At 67.8% G+C, this 15,889-nt stretch carries 14 protein-coding genes; 5 read left to right on the forward strand and 9 right to left on the reverse strand.

All coding sequences use genetic code 11. The annotated features are described in order from the left end of the window. The first annotated feature begins 90 nt into the window (after positions 1 to 90). Positions 91 to 462 (forward strand): DUF6165 family protein, encoded by a 372-nt coding sequence (locus ACYX7E_RS16965; RefSeq protein ID WP_462081813.1) that lies wholly within the window; start codon positions 91 to 93, stop codon positions 460 to 462. A 72-nt stretch (positions 463 to 534) separates the two neighbouring features. On the opposite strand, the gene ACYX7E_RS16970 is transcribed toward ACYX7E_RS16965, so the two are convergent. The 4 genes from ACYX7E_RS16970 to ACYX7E_RS16985 form a co-directional block, all read right to left on the reverse strand. Then, positions 535 to 1,104 carry a hypothetical protein gene (locus tag ACYX7E_RS16970; RefSeq protein WP_462081782.1) on the reverse strand — a complete coding sequence of 190 codons (570 nt, stop codon included), beginning with the start codon at positions 1,102 to 1,104 and terminating at the stop codon, positions 535 to 537. A gap of 153 nt (positions 1,105 to 1,257) precedes the next feature. Beyond that, positions 1,258 to 2,439, reverse strand: coding sequence for a GAF domain-containing sensor histidine kinase (locus tag ACYX7E_RS16975; protein WP_462081783.1), 1,182 nt, complete (start codon positions 2,437 to 2,439; stop codon positions 1,258 to 1,260). 175 nt (positions 2,440 to 2,614) lie between these two features. Further along, entirely contained in the window at positions 2,615 to 3,496 is an 882-nt protein-coding gene (locus tag ACYX7E_RS16980) for an N-acetylmuramoyl-L-alanine amidase (RefSeq protein WP_462081784.1), read from the reverse strand. A 192-nt stretch (positions 3,497 to 3,688) separates the two neighbouring features. Beyond that, the gene (locus ACYX7E_RS16985) at positions 3,689 to 4,087 is read right to left on the reverse strand and encodes a hypothetical protein (protein WP_462081785.1); all 399 of its coding nucleotides are present in this window, start codon (positions 4,085 to 4,087) and stop codon (positions 3,689 to 3,691) included. Between the two features lie 285 nt (positions 4,088 to 4,372). On the opposite strand from ACYX7E_RS16985, the gene ACYX7E_RS16990 reads away from it, so the two are divergent. Together ACYX7E_RS16990 and ACYX7E_RS16995 are read left to right on the forward strand one after the other, a co-directional pair. Further along, on the forward strand, positions 4,373 to 5,680 hold the full coding sequence (locus ACYX7E_RS16990) for an APC family permease (protein WP_462081786.1): 1,308 nt from the start codon (positions 4,373 to 4,375) through the stop codon (positions 5,678 to 5,680). Between the two features lie 163 nt (positions 5,681 to 5,843). Continuing rightward, on the forward strand, positions 5,844 to 6,785 hold the full coding sequence (locus tag ACYX7E_RS16995; protein WP_462081787.1) for a serine hydrolase domain-containing protein: 942 nt from the start codon (positions 5,844 to 5,846) through the stop codon (positions 6,783 to 6,785). Here the strand turns inward: ACYX7E_RS16995 and ACYX7E_RS17000 are convergent. The 5 genes from ACYX7E_RS17000 to ACYX7E_RS17020 all read right to left on the reverse strand — a co-directional run bounded on the left by ACYX7E_RS17000 (position 6,739) and on the right by ACYX7E_RS17020 (position 13,271). Further along, entirely contained in the window at positions 6,739 to 7,494 is a 756-nt protein-coding gene (locus ACYX7E_RS17000; protein ID WP_462081788.1) for a hypothetical protein, read from the reverse strand. The genes ACYX7E_RS16995 and ACYX7E_RS17000 overlap by 47 nt on opposite strands. An 83-nt stretch (positions 7,495 to 7,577) precedes the next feature. Further along, positions 7,578 to 8,885, reverse strand: coding sequence for an amidohydrolase (locus ACYX7E_RS17005; RefSeq protein WP_462081789.1), 1,308 nt, complete (start codon positions 8,883 to 8,885; stop codon positions 7,578 to 7,580). A gap of 335 nt (positions 8,886 to 9,220) precedes the next feature. Further along, positions 9,221 to 10,045, reverse strand: a complete 825-nt coding sequence (locus ACYX7E_RS17010; protein WP_462081790.1) for a TSCPD domain-containing protein — start codon at positions 10,043 to 10,045, stop codon at positions 9,221 to 9,223. A gap of 144 nt (positions 10,046 to 10,189) precedes the next feature. Continuing rightward, entirely contained in the window at positions 10,190 to 10,927 is a 738-nt protein-coding gene (locus tag ACYX7E_RS17015; protein WP_462081791.1) for a hypothetical protein, read from the reverse strand. A 178-nt stretch (positions 10,928 to 11,105) separates the two neighbouring features. Continuing rightward, entirely contained in the window at positions 11,106 to 13,271 is a 2,166-nt protein-coding gene (locus ACYX7E_RS17020; protein WP_462081792.1) for an adenosylcobalamin-dependent ribonucleoside-diphosphate reductase, read from the reverse strand. A 666-nt stretch (positions 13,272 to 13,937) separates the two neighbouring features. On the opposite strand from ACYX7E_RS17020, the gene ACYX7E_RS17025 reads away from it, so the two are divergent. Beyond that, a complete protein-coding gene (locus tag ACYX7E_RS17025) occupies positions 13,938 to 15,368 on the forward strand; it encodes a Do family serine endopeptidase (RefSeq protein WP_462081793.1) in 1,431 nt (476 codons plus the stop codon). 160 nt (positions 15,369 to 15,528) lie between these two features. Continuing rightward, entirely contained in the window at positions 15,529 to 15,888 is a 360-nt protein-coding gene (locus ACYX7E_RS17030) for a hypothetical protein (RefSeq protein ID WP_462081794.1), read from the forward strand. The last annotated feature ends 1 nt before the right edge of the window (position 15,889 follow it).

The raw sequence follows: 15,889 nt of genomic DNA on the forward strand, positions 1-15,889 counted from the left end.
CATGCCGCCAAGGCCGCCAAGGCCGCCACGGCGGCACCGGTTTATGATGGCCCCTTCGAATGCAGTCCCGAGGTTTGCGTGAATACCATCATGGCGCCGGTATCGATCGGTGAACTGGCCGACAAGATCACGATCCTGGAGATCAAGTCCGACCGCATCACCGATCCGCACAAGCGCGACAACGTGCGCGTGGAGCTCGATGGCCTGACCCCGCTCTGGGAACGGCTGGTGGCGTCGCATCCCGACATCGCCGCCCTGAAGGTGCAGCTGCGTGCGGTCAACGAGCGCATGTGGGACGTCCAGGACAGCCTGCGCGACAAGGAAGCCCGGCAGCAGTTCGACGCGGCCTTCGTCCAGCTCGCGCGCGCCGTCGGCAGCCACAATGGCGAGCGTGTCGGCCTGAAGAACGACATCAACCGGCTGGCGGGCTCGCAGTTCGTCGAAGAGAAGCAGTACAAGTAAGCGGCACGGACAGGCGCGGCGCCCGCGTCCCTCTGCGCACGCGATGCACACGCCCGCGTGGGAGCTGCGTCCTCAGGCCTTGCGCGGATCGCGCGCAGCCTTGCGGAACAGTACGGCCGACAGCAGCCACAGCAGCACGAACCCCAGCGTCAGGACCCAGACATGGCCCCAGCCGGCCAGCGCCGCGACGACCGCGGCCAGGGCCTGCGCAAGCGCAGTGGCGACCAGCGCGCGTGCCATGCCGCGCGGGCGCAGGCGCGCGATGACCGCGCCCACGGCGAGCACCGCGATGACGCCGGCGAAGATCCGGTTGGCGGGATTGTCCTCGCTGCCGATCAGGCCGACCGCGAGATTCATCCAGACCTGCACGAAGGCCGTGGCCAGCGCGACCGCGATCGCGATCAGATAGACCGGCCCCGACGACCACCGCATCGAGCGCCGGATCGCCAGCTCGAAACTGGCACAGACCACCAGCAGCATCGCGCCGAACAGCGCGAAATCGGCGCGGTCCCAGGCCACCTCGCCGGTGAACTGCATCGCCACCCATGGCAACAGCAGCAAGGCCGCAGCGCCGCCCCAGACCAGCGCACGCCAGACCTTGCCGGCACCCGCACCCGCATGATGTATCGATGATGGCGTCATGCGCCTGTCTCCTTGACCCGCCACGATGAGAGGACGATCAGGGCAGCGGGACGCCGGCCTCGGACGGCCCACCCCTTGCCCGGATCGACGCCAGTCTCGCGTGCCCAGGTGAAGCCAGCATGGGCTGCAGGTGAAGCCGGCAGCCGCGACCTGCTAGACCTGCCCGGCCGGCAGGACCACCGTGACCTTCGAGCCCGCGCCCAGCTGCGAATCGATGGCGACGCTGGCAGCGAGCACATCCGCGGTCTGGCGCACGATCCACAAGCCGACCCCGAGGCCTTCCGACGCCGGCTCGGCCTGGGTGAACGCCCCGAAGTAAGCCTCGACCCGCGACGGCTCCATACCGATGCCGGTATCGGAGACCTCGATGCGCACGTCTTCGACGCCCGTCGCGCAGGCGATACGCACCCGCCCGCCACGCGGCGTGTATTTGATGGCGTTGCCGGCCAGGTTGCCGAGCAGGGTCTCCAGCAACGACGCATTGCTGCGCGCGACCGCATCGGTGGCCTCGACCTCGAGCACGATGCCCTTGCGCTCGGCGGCACGGTGCCAGGCGCGCGCCAGGGCATCGAAGACCGGCTGGATCGGCGTATCGGACAGTTGCGGCGGCGTCACCCCGGCCATGCCGGTCGCCGCTCCCATCAACTCGCCGAACTTCTGTTCGATCAGGCTCAGCTCGGCCTGCGCGGCGTCCAGCCGTGGCCGCTGTGCCTCGATGTCGTCGGCACGCAGCTTGGTCAAGGCGTACATGGCCGCGCGCAACGGCGATTTCAGGTCGTGCCCGACCGTGGCCATGACGCGTGCGCGGTGCCGGTTCAGCGCTTCCGAGGAGGCCAGCATCCTGCGCAGTTCGAGCTGCGCCATGACCTGCCGCGCCAGCGCCCGCAAGGTCTCGACCTGGCTCAGCGTCAGCGCGCGCGGCGTGGTATCGAGCACGCAGACCGTGCCCAGCGGCTGGCCGTCGGGCGTCTTCAGCAGCGCGCCGGCATAGAAGCGCAGGCGCGGCTCGCCGGTCACCAGCGGATTGTGCGCAAAGCGCGGATCCTGCGTGGTGTCGGGGACTTCCAGATAGTCGTGTTCGAGGATGGCATGCGCGCAGATCGACGTCGCCAGCGGCGTCTCGCGCACACCCAGGCCGATCTCGGACTTGAACCACTGGCGCTCCGCATCGATCAGGTTGACGACCGCGATCGGCACCTCGCAGATCGCCGAGGCGATCCGCGTGATGTCGTCGAACACCGCCTCGCGTGGCGTATCCAGGATGCCGTAGGCATGCAGCGAAGCGACCCGTTGCGTCTCGGCCTGTTGCGGGAGTGTCGGAGCAGGCTGGTGCATGTTGGCATCCGTTGGGGGGCGCCATCGTCGCACGCTCGGCGCCATCGGGCACGCGGTGTCGCCCCCTGTCAGGCGAGGCGAAATCCTGAATGCGCGAATCGTGCCCGGGCGCTGCATGCCGGCGCAGGCGCGCCTGCTTGTCGCCTGCTTGCTGCCCGCCCGCGCTCGCAGTCGGCTAGGGCGCCGCGCCTGGCGTCAGCATCCGCAGGCCACCCGGCGTCGACGCGACCTCCAGGTAGGCTGCGGTCTCGGCGTCGGGTTCGCCGCTGATGTCGGTGGGCCGGTATTTCATCTGGAACGTGCTGATGACATCGCGCGTGGCGTCGTCGAACGCGCCGGTCTGCGGCGTGCGATAGCCGACGCTGGCCAGGCGCTGCTGGAACCACTGCGCGTCGGGCAGGGCCGCGCTGCGATGGAACGCCAGCCGCTCCGCGACCTGCGCCGCATCCGGCCACGGCACGATGCCGGCGTCGGCCAACTGCTTCCACGGGAACAGCGGGCCGGGATCCTGCTTGCGGCCCGGCGCGATGTCGGCGTGTCCGAGCACGTGCGCGGGTGCGATGTCGTGGCGCGCCACGATCTCCTTGACCAGTTGCACCACCGCATCGATCTGCGCCTGCGGGTAGGGCGAATAGACGCGGCCTTCGGGCGTATCGACATAACCGGGGTTGACGATCTCGATGCCGACCGAAGAGGCATTGAGCATGGTCATGCCCGACCACTCGCTTTCGCCGGCATGGCGCGCCAGCCGACTCTCGTCGACTAGCCGGTAGATCGTCACCGGATCGTCGCGGACCAGGTAATGCGACGACACCCGTCCCTGGCGCGCAAGGATATCCAGCGAATCGTCGAAATCGGCCACCGTGTAATGCAGGATCAGGAACTGCACGCGGCTGGCCTGCACCACTGACGCATGCCGGGTATCGATGCGCAGCGAAGAAGAACTGGCGCAGGCACCCAGTAGCAAGGTCAGCGCGAGTGTGGTCGCGAGGGCGGACAGGCGGGTGTACATCATCGGCATCGACAGGCTGTTCGAGTGGTTCGAAGGGTACCCCATCGATGCGCGCGGCGTGACCGGCGCAGGCCCGTAGCCCGTGGCCCGTGATGCGAGGGCTGCTGTCCTGTTGGCGTGCCTGCAAGTGCGTGCACGCACAGCGCGCATACGTGCCCCGACCGACGCGCCGGCGGCCGGGACGCGCAACGTGTCGCGAGGGATCTTGTTGTTGCGAGGGCTCCTGCGGGCGTGCCGTCAGAGCTTGCCTTCGGACCCCGTGTACGCTGCGCCCTGCACATGCCCGGCCTCGTCGGACAGGCACGACCACGGCGCATCGGCGCCGGGCACCTGCACGGTGACGCCGACACCGGCCTGCGCCCACAGCACTTCGGTCGCGACCAGCGTGTCCTTTGCCACGCCTGCCTTCTCGGCGACCGCGGCCAGGCAGGCATCGCGAGCGACCGGATAGTCGGCCCCCACCTCGACGGCCGGCGTCACGGTAGGCGCAGGTGCAGGTACGGGTACAGCTTCGGCAGCAGCGGGCGCGGGCGCGGCCGCATCCGGCGCGGGAGTCTGTGCCTGCTGGCATGCGGACAGCAACAGCGCCGCGGCAACGCAGGTACCGGCCCAGGCAAGGCGGGTCGTCTTGTTCATCACGGATCTCCAGTCGAAAGAGAATGGCCACCGGAAGTCTGCACCGCCTGCGCCATCGATGCGTTCACACGCCTGTGACAGACCGGCTATGAACGACCTGCGCTGACTCGCCTGCTGCGGCACCCCTGTTCTGCCGCGCCTGCGACGTCCGTCGCGCCATCACGACAGCACATGCCCGGCATGACGCCGGCACTTTCTGTACATTCGCAGGGCGCACGATCGCTGTCGTCGGCGCGGGGACCCCATCGCATCGCCCGACAGCCTGCACACCACGACAGGATCACGATGAGCAACTCCGGCCCACCACCGGCGACACATCACGGCCTGCTGCGCGCCGTCGGGCGCTGGCAGATCCTCGGACTGTCGATCAACAGCGTCGTCGGCAGCGGCATCTACCTGCTGCCGGCCACGGCCTTCGCACTGCTCGGCGGCTTCAGCGTCTGGGGCGTGCTGCTGGCCGGACTGACCGTCAGCCTGCTGGTGCTGTGCTACGCCAAGGTCGCCGGCTACTTCGACCAGCAGGGCGGCAGCGCCCTCTATGCACGCGTCGCGTTCGGCCCGTTCGCCGGCTTCCAGATCGCCTGGACGACCTGGCTGACCCGCGTCGCCACCGCCGCCTCGCTGGGCAACGGACTGGCCGATGCGCTCGCACGTTTCTGGCCATCGCTCGGTGCCGGTTGCGGACGCGTGACCGTCATCGCCGGCTCATTGCTGGTGCTGACCGCGATCAACATCATCGGCGTGCGCGGCGCCGCGCGCGTCTCCGTGGTGCTGGTCATCGGCAAGCTGCTGCCGCTGCTGATGTTCGTCTTCATCGGCCTGTTCCATGTCGACTGGGGCCTGGCGTTCGGCGGACCCGCGCCCGGCGCACTCGGCTACCGCCAGCTCGGCGAAGCAGCATTGCTGTTGCTGTTCGCCTACGCCGGCTTCGAGAACCTGTCGGTGGCCGCCGGCGAATACCAGAACCCGCAACGCAACGTGCCGTTCGCCCTGCTCGCGATGATCCTGCTGGTCACCGCCCTCTATGCCGGGGTGCAGCTGGTGGCCCAGGGCACCCTGCCCGGCCTGGCCGGTTCGAGCACGCCACTGGCCGATGCCGCCGCCTCGTTCGGTGGCGAAGGCCTGGCGATGGTGCTGACCGCCGGTGCGATGCTGTCGATCCTCGGCACCAGCCACGGCACGATGCTGCTGGGTCCACGCTTTCTGCACACCCTCGCCGAAGACGGCTACGGGCCGCGTTTCCTCGCACAGGTGCATCCACGCTTCCGCACGCCGGCCGCGGCGATCGCGGTACAGGGCGTGCTGGCCCTGCTGCTGGCGTTGACCGGTTCGTTCGTGCAGCTAGCGCTGCTGTCGATGGTGACGCGCCTGATTGGCTACATCACCACGACGGCAGGGTTGCTGGTGCTGCAACGCCGCCTCGGCGATCCGCCGGGCACGTTGCGCTTGCCCGGCGGCCCGTTGATTCCCCTGGCGGCCCTGCTGCTGTCGGTGGCCCTGCTGCTCAGTGCCAGCATCGCCAACCTGGTCGCGGTCGGCATCGCCGTGCTGGTCGGCAGCCTGATCTACCTGTTCCCGCGCCAGCGTTCCTGAGGGTCGCCTTCCCGCTTCCGCACTTCCACCATTCCCCGCACGCCCATCGCATGCTGCCCACGTCCACCGCACTCGAACACACCGCATCGCGCCTGCGCCGCAGGCTGCGCGCGCCCGCCGTCGGGATCGGCAGCATCGAAGGCGACGCCGCCCGGCCATCGCCGTGTCGGGACTGCACGCACGTGGGCATCCCGACACGGTGCAGCCCGACGATCGCTGGCATATCGGCTCGATCACCAAATCGATGACGGCCCTGCTGCTCGCCTCGTATGTGGCTGACGCGAGCTGTGGATTCGAGACCGAACTGGGCGCCCTGGCCGCCTTGCCGATGCATCCCGCGCTCGCACGCTGCCGCCTGCGCGAGCTGCTGGCCCATCGCAGCGGCCTGCGCGGCAATCCGTCACGCGCGCAATGCTTCCCGCCCGGCGTGCAGGACCATGACGCCCCCGAAGGCGCGGCACGCGACGCGATGCTGGCCCCGGCCTTGCTGCAGGCGCCCGGCCGCCGCGCCTTCGCCTACTCCAACCTCGGCTACATGCTGGCCGGACATCTCGCCGAGCAGCTCGGCGGCGCACCGTGGAAAACCCTGCTGCAGCGTCGCATCGCGGCCCCACTCGGGCTCGACAGCCTTGGCTTCGGCCCGCCCGCCGGCGACGCGCCACAGGGACACATGGCCTGGCTGACCGCAATCGGCCGCCGCAGCCTGCAGCCGCGTCCCGGCCGCGCGGTCGCACGCGATGCCGTCGGCGCGGATCTGTCGGTGGCGATGGGCCCGGCCGGACTCGTGCACATGAGCCTGCCGGACCTGCTGCGCTACGGCATCGCCATCGCCGGCATGGCACGCGGCGACGACGGCATCGTGCCGGCCGCGGTGTTCCGCGCCCTGATCACCGGCGAACGCTATGCCGGTGGCTGGGTGCTCGCCCCGGACACGCTGTGGCACAACGGCTCGAACGGCCTGTGGTTCGCCGAACTGCGCATCCAGCCCGCGCAATGGCGCGCAAGCGCCTTCGTCACCAACACCGGCGCCTTGCCGGCGATGCTCGCCGCCAGCCGCATCACCTCGCAGCTTGCGAAGCGGATGGGCGCGATGCGGCCGCGCTGAGTGCGCACTCCGACTCCATCGGCCGCACGGTCTCGTGCGCCTGTTCCGCGAGCGAACGCGCAAGCACCATCTCGTAGAGCTGCAGACGCAATCGCGAACGTGCGCCAAGGAAGGCTCCCAGCCAGGTGATCGCAAGAAACAGGCAGGCAGCCACCAACCACGTCGGCACCCGCATGATCTTGTCGAGCCCACCCGCGTTATGGATCGCCACCACCAGCGATACGCCCACGGGCAGCAACCCCAGACGTTCGATGCCGCCAGCGAGTAGCGATACTTTGCCGGCCAGCCGCGTCTGCGCGTCTCGCGCGAACGCAAGATGCCGCTGCAGGACCGCTTGCGGATGCGCCGCCAGCCATCGCATCAGGCTCTCAAACACCACGAGGTCATAGTCGAGCTGGCGATTGAACTCATCCTGCCAGCGGACAACACCCCTGCCCACCACGATGCAGCCACGCACGATTCCGGGTGTCCAGCACAGCACGGTCAGCACCAGCCCGGTCCTCGCCAGATCGACCATCCACATGCCCGGCGTCATCAATCGAACCAGCAGGGAAGGCAATAGCGCCAGCACCGCCCCCAGCGTACCTGCAAGGTTGAGGACAAAAATCCATGTGGGCGTGTTGTAGACCGAGACAGGCCCGTCCGGCAGCGCGCGGATACGTCTCTCAAGCTCGGTGAAACTGAGTCCGGATTCCACCCTCTCGTTCATGTCTGCGTCCACCGCAACCTCCCTGTCTCATCCATGTCCGTGTTCCCTGCAGACATCCAGCACACCCTAGCTCATGTCCAGACTTACTTCTTCAGCAGATCCAGCGCCGCCAGCGTCATCGCCTCGACGCCGGCCTTGATCGAGGGCTCGGGTTCGATCTTGAACAGCGGCGAATGATGGTCGGCGAACTTCCCCGACGCGATGGCTTCCGGCGACGTCCCGCCGACCTCGAAATAGACGCTGGGGATCGGCGGTGACACACCGACCAGGTCCGGGAAGTCCTCGGCGCCCATGTCGGTCTGCTGCCACTTCGCGAAGGCATCGTCCCCCATGCCGGCGCGGATCGCCGCGCGGACCCGCTGCGCCAATGCCGCATCGTTGGTCGTCGTCGGCGCACCATCGCTGGCGACGATGACCTCGGGCAGCAGGTTCTCGGGCACGCCGGCCGCGCGCGCGGTATTGATCGCAACGCGCTCGATGCTCTTGAGCAGCTTGGCGCGCGTGACCTCGTCGTTGGCACGCACGGTGACGTCGAGCCGGGCATTGTCGGAGATCACGTTCGGCGCGGTGCCGGCATGGAATGCGCCGACCGTGATCAGCGCGGGCTCGATCGGCGAGACCTCGCGGGTCACGATGTTCTGCAGCGCCAACACGATCTGGCTGCCGATGACCACAGGATCATTGCCCAGGTGCGGGGATGCGCCATGCGCGGCGACCGTGCGCACGTTGATGCGGACGGTATCTGCGCTGGAATACATCAGTCCGTCGCTGAAGGCGATCTTGCCGGCCGGGTACTTCGCGATCACGTGCAGGGCGAGCGCATGATCAGGGCGTCCGACGCGGCCATAGAGATCGTCGGCGACCATGCCGCGCGCGCCGCCCAGCGATTCTTCGGCGGGCTGGCCGAGCAGCAGCAGCGTGCCGCGCCACTGGTCCTTCAATGCCACCATGCGCCGCGCCACCCCGACCAGGGTGGTGATGTGCATGTCATGCCCGCAGGCATGCATGACCGGCATCTCCACACCTTCCAGGTTGACCTGCCGCTTGCTCGACGCGTACGCGAGGCCCGTCTTCTCCTGCACCGGCAGTGCGTCCATGTCGGCGCGGATCAACAGCACCGGGCCATCGCCATTGCGCAGCGTCCCGACCAGGCCGGTCTTGCCGATGTTGCGCGTCACCGAATACCCGAGCTGATCCAGCTCGGTGGCCAAGCGGTTGGCGGTCTCGGTCTCCTGCATCGACAGTTCAGGATTCGCATGCAGATGCTTGAACAGCGCATCCAGGTACGGATAGTCGGCATCGACCGCATCGGCCAGCGCATCCGCACGCGCGGGACCAGAACACAGCAGCAGCGCCGCGATCGCGGAAGGCAACAGGGCAAGCACTCGCATGGTCGTTCCCTTCGATCAGCCGCTCCGTCGCAGGCCTGCGCGGAGTCGTCGCACAACGGTCAGGAGCCCACGGTATGCCGAGACGGCACGCATCCCACCCGACGCTCCCCGACACGCGGCAGGACACCGGCCCGGGCCGCCCCCTTTCCCCCGACCGCCGCCGAATAGTGCCCCCGCCCTCTCCGCCTTTGCAACAGTAGGGCGGGTCTCGCCCCGCCACCTCCTCACCCCAAAAAGAAGAGGCGAGCCCCAAGGCCCGCCTTCCGCTTTCCAACCTCACCCAGCCTCACTCCGGAACCTCCACGCCGCTCCGTTTCAGCCGTTCTGGAGGCCACTCACCCGCATTTCGAATAACCACAATTGAGACAGGTCGCGCAGCCATCCATCAGGACCAGCGCCTTGGTGCTGCATTTGTGGCACATGGTCGCCGACGGCGGGAACGACGCGCCGTCGCCGGTGATGGCGATGTCTTCGGGATGCGCATCCGCCGCGACGGTGCTGTTGCGCGCAGTGGCGTTCGCACCTATGGCGTCACTGTTTTTTTTTGAGCGGTCTTCGTACTGCTTGCGCTTCTCGGCGATCAGCGCGCGACGCTCTGGGCTCATCTCCGGGTCGTGCAGCATGCCGATCGACTTCAGGTGCTCTTCGATGACGCTGCCCAGCTCGGCGACCAGCGAGGGCATGTAGACGCCGCCCCCCTTGAAATAGCCGCCCTTGGGGTCGAACACGGCCTTCATCTCCTCGACCAGGAAGGTCACGTCGCCGCCCTTGCGGAACACCGCGGACATGATCCGGGTCAGCGCGACGATCCACTGGAAGTGCTCCATCGACTTGGAGTTGATGAAGACCTCGAAGGGACGCCTCAACTCATGCTCGGTGCCGGCGTTGAGCACGATGTCGTTGATGGTCACGTACATCGCATGCTCCACCAAGGGCGACTTGATCTTGTAGGTGGCGCCGATCAACACCTCCGGGCGCTCGATCCGCTCGTGCATCTGGATCACGTTGTCCGGTGGCGATGCTTCGACCGCGCCAACTTCGGCCGCGACAACATCGCGTGCGACGGCACTGGCGGCGGCCGGCGGCGCGGCCTCGCGCACCTTGTCCTCCGGCGTGACGACAGCGTAACCCTTGATCTTCTGGTCGATCCTGACAGCCATGGCACGATTCCCGGCGTGGTGTACGGATGGAGCGTCACGGATGACGCATGACGGGCGGGCAGTTCCCGGCGCCGCCGACCTCCTCCCGCGGACGGGAGGAGGCATCGAACCACCGCAGGACTTGCCTGCGGCCTGGCAACAGGCTTACTTGGCGGCCTTGCGAACGGCCTTTTTCGCGGTCTTCTTGACGGCCACCTTCTTGGCGGCGGCCTTGCGCGGCGCAGCCTTCTTGGTGACGGTCTTGCGGGTCGCGGCCTTCTTGCCGACAACCTTCTTCGGCGCAGCCTTCTTGACTGCCTTCTTCACGACCTTGGCCGCCTTGGTGGCCTTCTTGGCGACCTTGCGCTTGGCAGCGGCGACATCGCGCTTGACGGTGCCCTTGACCTTGGCGACGTCCTTCTTGGCCGTGCGGCGGGCCGCGCTGACCTTCTTGGCCGCCTTCTTCTTGGCGGTGGTCGCGCTGCGCTTCACGGCAGCGGCCTGCTGGGTGGTCGCCTTCTTGGCGGCCGTTGCCTTCTTGGCGACCTTCTTCTTGGTCGCGGCGGCCTTGCGCTTCAGCGTGGCGGCTTCCGCCTTGGCGCTGGCGCTGGCGCCGGTCAGGCTCTTCTTGGCGGCAGCAACGCGCTTGCTGACAGCCTTCTTGGCCTTGGTCGCGGTGGTGGAAATGGCCTTCTCGGCCTTCTTCACGCGCGTGGTGGCGGTCTTCTTTGCCTTCTTTGCCGAGGCGGCGATCGCCTTCTCTGCCTTCTGCACGGACTGCTTGGCGGTCTTGACTGCCTTGCTGGCCCGCTTCTTGACTGATTCGCCGATGTCCTTGGCCGTATCGGCGACAACTTCGGCGGCGTGGGTAAGGGTTTCTGCAACCCCGTTGCCGTTACTCATGTGGGTGTCCTCGTCAGTATTTTTTCACGGGCTGGTCGCCCGCGTGCGAAATGTAACGCGAAGTGCGGCGCATGTATGCACAAAACAACTGGCAAGGATGCCGGCGCGCGTCCAGGCGAACCTGTGGCACGACGCCATTCCCCCTGTCCCGCCCCACGCGCATGGGCAGGGCATCCGATCAGAACTTGCCGTAGTAGCCTTCTTTCAGCGCATCGAACAGGTTGGCGGCGCTATGGAGTTCGCCGTCGTATTCGATCTGTTCGTTGCCCTTGACCTCGACCACGCTGCCGTCTTCGAGTTCGAAGCGATAGGTGGTGTTCTCCAGGTCCGCCTCCTTGACCAGCACGCCCTGGAACGCGGCGGGGTTGAAGCGGAACGTGGTGCAGCCCTTGAGCCCCTGCTGGTGGGCGTAGCGGTAGATGTCCTTGAAATCCTCGTAGGGATAGTCGGTCGGCACGTTGGCGGTCTTGGAGATCGAGCTGTCAATCCACTTCTGTGCCGCGGCCTGGACGTCGACGTGCTCGCGCGGGCTGATGTCGTCGGCGGAGATGAAATAGTCCGGCAACTGCGCCGCACCCTCGCTGGCGAACGGCATCGCGTCGGGGTTGACCAGCTCGCGGTAGGCCAGCAGCTCGAACGACCAGACGTCGACCTTCTCCTTGGACTTCTTGCCCTCGCGGATCACGTTGCGGCTGTAGTGGTGCGCGAACGAGGGCTCGATGCCGTTGGAGGCGTTGTTGGCCAGGCTCAGCGAGATCGTGCCGGTCGGGGCGATCGACGAGTGATGGGTGAAGCGCGCGCCACTCTCGGCCAGTTGCTCGACCAGCTCCGGGGCTACGCTGGCGATCTGCTGCATGTAGCGCGAATAACGCGCATGCAGGACCTTGCCGGGGATCTGCTGGCCCAGCCGCCAGCCGTCGGCCGCCATCTCCGGGCGCAGGCGCAGCATCGCCGCGTCGACCGTGAAGCGCTCCTCCATGATCGGGGCCGGGCCCTTTTCCTGCGCCAGCGTCAGCGCCACTTCCCAGCCGGCGACCGCCATCTCGCGCGACACGCGTTCGGTGAACGCGCAGGACTCGGCGCTGCCGTACTTCATCCGCAGCAGCGTCACCGTGCTGCCCAGACCCAGGAAGCCCATGCCGTGGCGGCGCTTGCGCATGATCTCGTCGCGCTGGCGCTGCAGCGGCAGGCCGTTGACCTCGACCACGTTGTCGAGCATGCGCGTGAACACCCGCACCACTTCCTTGTACTCCTCCCAGTCGAACGTCGCCTCGGCGGTGAACGGGCGATGCACGAACTTGGTCAGGTTGACCGAGCCCAGCAGGCAGGCGCCATACGGCGGCAGCGGCTGCTCGCCGCAAGGATTGGTGGCGCGGATGTTCTCGCACCACCAGTTGTTGTTCATCTCGTTGACGCGGTCGATCAGGATGAAGCCCGGCTCGGCGTAGTCGTACGTCGAGACCATGATCATGTCCCACAGGTGGCGGGCGCGGATCTGCCCGTAGACCTTGCAGGCGACCAGGCCGTCGTCGCGGGTGATGTAGCCGGCATGTTGCGGCCAGTCGCGCCAGACCACCTGCGCGCCATCGTCGAGGTTGATGCCTTCGGCATCCTTGTCGCCCAGCGGGAATACCAGCGGCCAGTCGGCGTCGGCATCGACGGCCTGCATGAAGCCGTCGGTGATCAGCAGGCTCAGGTTGAACTGGCGCAGACGGCCGTCCTCGCGCTTGGCGCGGATGAAGTCGCGGACGTCGGGATGGCTGACATCGAAGGTGCCCATCTGCGCGCCGCGGCGACCGCCGGCGCTGGAGACGGTGAAACACATCTTGTCGTAGATATCCATGAAGGACATCGGGCCCGAGGTGTACGCGCCGGCGCCGGCGACGAAGGCGCCCTTGGGCCGCAGCGTGCTGAACTCGTAGCCGATGCCGCAACCGGCCTTCAGCGTCAGCCCGGCTTCGTGGACCTTGTCGAGGATGCCGTCCATCGAGTCGACGATGGTGCCCGAGACCGTGCAGTTGATGGTGCTGGTCGCGGGCTTGTGTTCCAGCGCGCCGGCATTGGAGGTGATGCGGCCGGCCGGGATCGCGCCACGGCGCAGCGCCCACAGGAAGCGCTCGTGCCAATAGCTGCGCAGTTCGTCGGTGGACTCGGCGTCGGCCAGCGCGCGTGCAACGCGCTGGTAGGTGCCGTCGATGTCGGGGTCGATGGCCTCTCCCTGCTTGCTCTTGAGCCGGTACTTCTTGTCCCAGATGTCCTGCGACGCAGGCTGCATCGGGACTTCGCGTTCGTCGTGCGCGCGCCCGTCACGCATGCGCACCGCTTCCAGTCGAACCGTACTCATGTGATCTGTCGTCTCCATCTGCAGCGAGGCTACGCGCCAGCGCCTGTCGTTGCTGTGATCCATCGCCACGACCCGCCGGCCCCGTCATCCACCGACGCTCTTTCCCCTGTCCCGCACCCGGCCTCCGCCGATCCGGAGACGGCAACGGACAGCATCGCCATCCGCCATCGCAAACCACCACAATTTGGTTTCCACCTTACGCAGAACCCCAACATGTTGTGGCCGAGCCGAAGCAACGCTACGCCCCGGTTTTGTTGAAGTCAACCGCGCTGACACCCGCGGGCGCCAAGCGATCGCAGGCTTGTGACGTCGCGCCGCAAATACGCTCGCAGCGATCCCGGCGCGCCCCCGGCACGGATGCTCCCGGATGACCTGCGCGCCTGCGTCAGCGCGCGTCGAGGCCGGCACCCGCGCACACCGGCAACGCGGGCCAATGCGCTGCGAATCAGAACGCAGGCTGTCTGCGGGTCCCTGCCGACGCCTGTCGCACGCGCGCATGGGCGGTTTGCGGGATGCGTGGACGGGCGGCTTGCGTCAACATGTCCAGCCGCGACGTCCGCCCCGTGACACGGGAATGGGCACCGTCGCGCGGACGCCGCCGCGAGGTGCGCGCCCGTCCATCCGCAACAGTCCTCCGCAACAGTCACCCCACAGGATCGGTTTCCGATGCGCCCCATCCCCACCTTGCTCGCCCTGTCCCTGGCCGCCGCCTTCGGCGGATTCGCCGCCACCGCGATCCGCGACAGCCTGCACCAGCCCGCCGATGCCGCCCCCGGCTCGCCGCCGGTCGCGATCCCCGCGATGAGCGCACTGCCCACCGCGATCGACGGCCAGGCCGTGCCGTCGCTGGCGCCGATGCTCAAGCAGGTGATGCCCTCGGTGGTCAGCGTGCAGACCCGGCAGATCCAGCAGGTCAGTCCGTTCGGTGGCGATCCGTTCTTCCGCCGCATGTTCCCGGAGCTGTCACAGGAGCGCATCGCGCAGTCGCTGGGTTCCGGCGTCATCGTCGACGCCGCCAAGGGCTACGTGCTGACCAATCACCACGTCATCGAAGGCGCCGACGAGGTCACCGTGACGCTGGCCGACGGGCGCACGCTGCAGGCCGAGTTCGTCGGCTCCGACGCCGACACCGACGTCGCGCTGATGAAGATCCCGGCCGAGAACCTCACCGCGATCCCGCTGGCCAACGACAGCGCGCTGCAGGTCGGCGATTTCGTCGTCGCGGTCGGCAATCCGTTCGGCGTCGGCCAGACGGTGACCTCGGGCATCGTCTCGGCGGTCGGCCGCAGCAACGTGCCGGGCGTGGGCTTCCAGAACTTCATCCAGACCGACGCCTCGATCAATCCGGGCAATTCCGGCGGCGCGCTGGTCAACCTGCGCGGCGAACTGGTCGGCATCAACACCGCCAGCTTCAACCCGCGCGGCAGCGCCGCCGGCAACATCGGCCTGGGCTTCGCGATTCCGGTCAGCCTGGCCAGCAACGTGATGCGCCAGCTCGAGACCACCGGCGAAGTGCGCCGCGGCACGCTCGGCATCGACACCCAGACCGTGGATGCGCGGATCGCGCAGGGCCTGGGCCTTGATGTGCCGCGCGGCGCGGTGGTCACGCGCGTGCACGGCAACTCCGGCGCCGCGGCCGCCGGCCTGCGCACCAGCGACGTCATCGTGGCCGCCAATGGCCAGCGCATCGACAACAGCGACGCGCTGCGCAACTTCCAGGGCCTGCAACCGGTGGATTCGACGGTCACGCTGGACATCCTGCGCGACGGCAAGCCGTTGCAGGTGCGCGCAGCCTTGCGCGTCTTGCCGCGCGATGGCGCCAGCTACGACGTGCGCCTGACCGGCGCCAGCTTCGCCGACCTGCCCGAAGCCGTGCGCCGGCAGAACAACCGTGCATTCGGCGTGCTGGTGGAGAAGGTCGAGGACGGCAGCCGCGCCTACCGCAGCGGTTTGCGCCAGGGCGACCTGATCTTCCAGGTCAACCAGCGCGAATTCGGCGATCTGGCCGGCTTCCGCGATGCCATGGCGCAGGATCCGCGCCAGCTCGTACTGGGCGTTTCACGTCGCGGTCGCGCCGGAACCATCACTATGCAATGACGCGCCCCGTCGCCGCCTGCCCAGCAGGCGCGCGCGTGGCCAGTTCACCCCCGCAACCGGCACGCTCCCGCGCGCCACTGCACGTACTGCGCGCCATTTCTTCATCAGTATCACCCCCAGCTTAGTGTCACCCCCCATTCCAGACTCCAGGAGACATGCGATGAGCCCGACCTCCACTGACAACGTCAAGCAGAACCTCGGCGAAGCCGGCACCCATCTGAAGCAGGCCGCGCGCGATGCCGGCGAAGCACTGAAGAGCGCGGCCAGCGTCGCCAACGACGAGCTCAAGCTCGGCCGCGCCAACGTCAAGGGCGACCTCGCCGATTCCGCGCTGTCGGGTATCGCCGCGTTCGAGGAAGGCGGTGCCGCCGCCAAGGAACAGGTCGACGCGCTGATGGACAAGGGCCGCGACCTGATCGACAACGCCGCCGACCTGATCCGCGAGCGTCCGATCGCCTCCTTCGGTGTCGCCTTCGCGGCCGGCTGGATCATCGCCAAGCTCGCACGCAGCGGCAAGTAAG

The sequence above is a fragment of the Luteimonas sp. RIT-PG2_3 genome (assembly GCF_054902115.1).

Excerpts from the sequence above, each read along its gene's own strand:
- ACYX7E_RS17000 (WP_462081788.1), bottom strand. The coding sequence starts at position 7,494 with ATGAACGAGAGGGTGGAATCCGGACTCAGTTTCACCGAGCTTGAGAGA.
- ACYX7E_RS16970 (WP_462081782.1), bottom strand. The coding sequence starts at position 1,104 with ATGACGCCATCATCGATACATCATGCGGGTGCGGGTGCCGGCAAGGTC.
- ACYX7E_RS17030 (WP_462081794.1), top strand. The coding sequence starts at position 15,529 with ATGAGCCCGACCTCCACTGACAACGTCAAGCAGAACCTCGGCGAAGCC.
- ACYX7E_RS16980 (WP_462081784.1), bottom strand. The coding sequence starts at position 3,496 with ATGGGGTACCCTTCGAACCACTCGAACAGCCTGTCGATGCCGATGATG.
- ACYX7E_RS16990 (WP_462081786.1), top strand. The coding sequence starts at position 4,373 with ATGAGCAACTCCGGCCCACCACCGGCGACACATCACGGCCTGCTGCGC.
- ACYX7E_RS16975 (WP_462081783.1), bottom strand. The coding sequence starts at position 2,439 with ATGCACCAGCCTGCTCCGACACTCCCGCAACAGGCCGAGACGCAACGG.
- ACYX7E_RS17005 (WP_462081789.1), bottom strand. The coding sequence starts at position 8,885 with ATGCGAGTGCTTGCCCTGTTGCCTTCCGCGATCGCGGCGCTGCTGCTG.
- ACYX7E_RS17020 (WP_462081792.1), bottom strand. The coding sequence starts at position 13,271 with ATGAGTACGGTTCGACTGGAAGCGGTGCGCATGCGTGACGGGCGCGCG.
- ACYX7E_RS16985 (WP_462081785.1), bottom strand. The coding sequence starts at position 4,087 with ATGAACAAGACGACCCGCCTTGCCTGGGCCGGTACCTGCGTTGCCGCG.
- ACYX7E_RS17010 (WP_462081790.1), bottom strand. The coding sequence starts at position 10,045 with ATGGCTGTCAGGATCGACCAGAAGATCAAGGGTTACGCTGTCGTCACG.
- ACYX7E_RS17025 (WP_462081793.1), top strand. The coding sequence starts at position 13,938 with ATGCGCCCCATCCCCACCTTGCTCGCCCTGTCCCTGGCCGCCGCCTTC.
- ACYX7E_RS17015 (WP_462081791.1), bottom strand. The coding sequence starts at position 10,927 with ATGAGTAACGGCAACGGGGTTGCAGAAACCCTTACCCACGCCGCCGAA.
- ACYX7E_RS16965 (WP_462081813.1), top strand. The coding sequence starts at position 91 with ATGGCGCCGGTATCGATCGGTGAACTGGCCGACAAGATCACGATCCTG.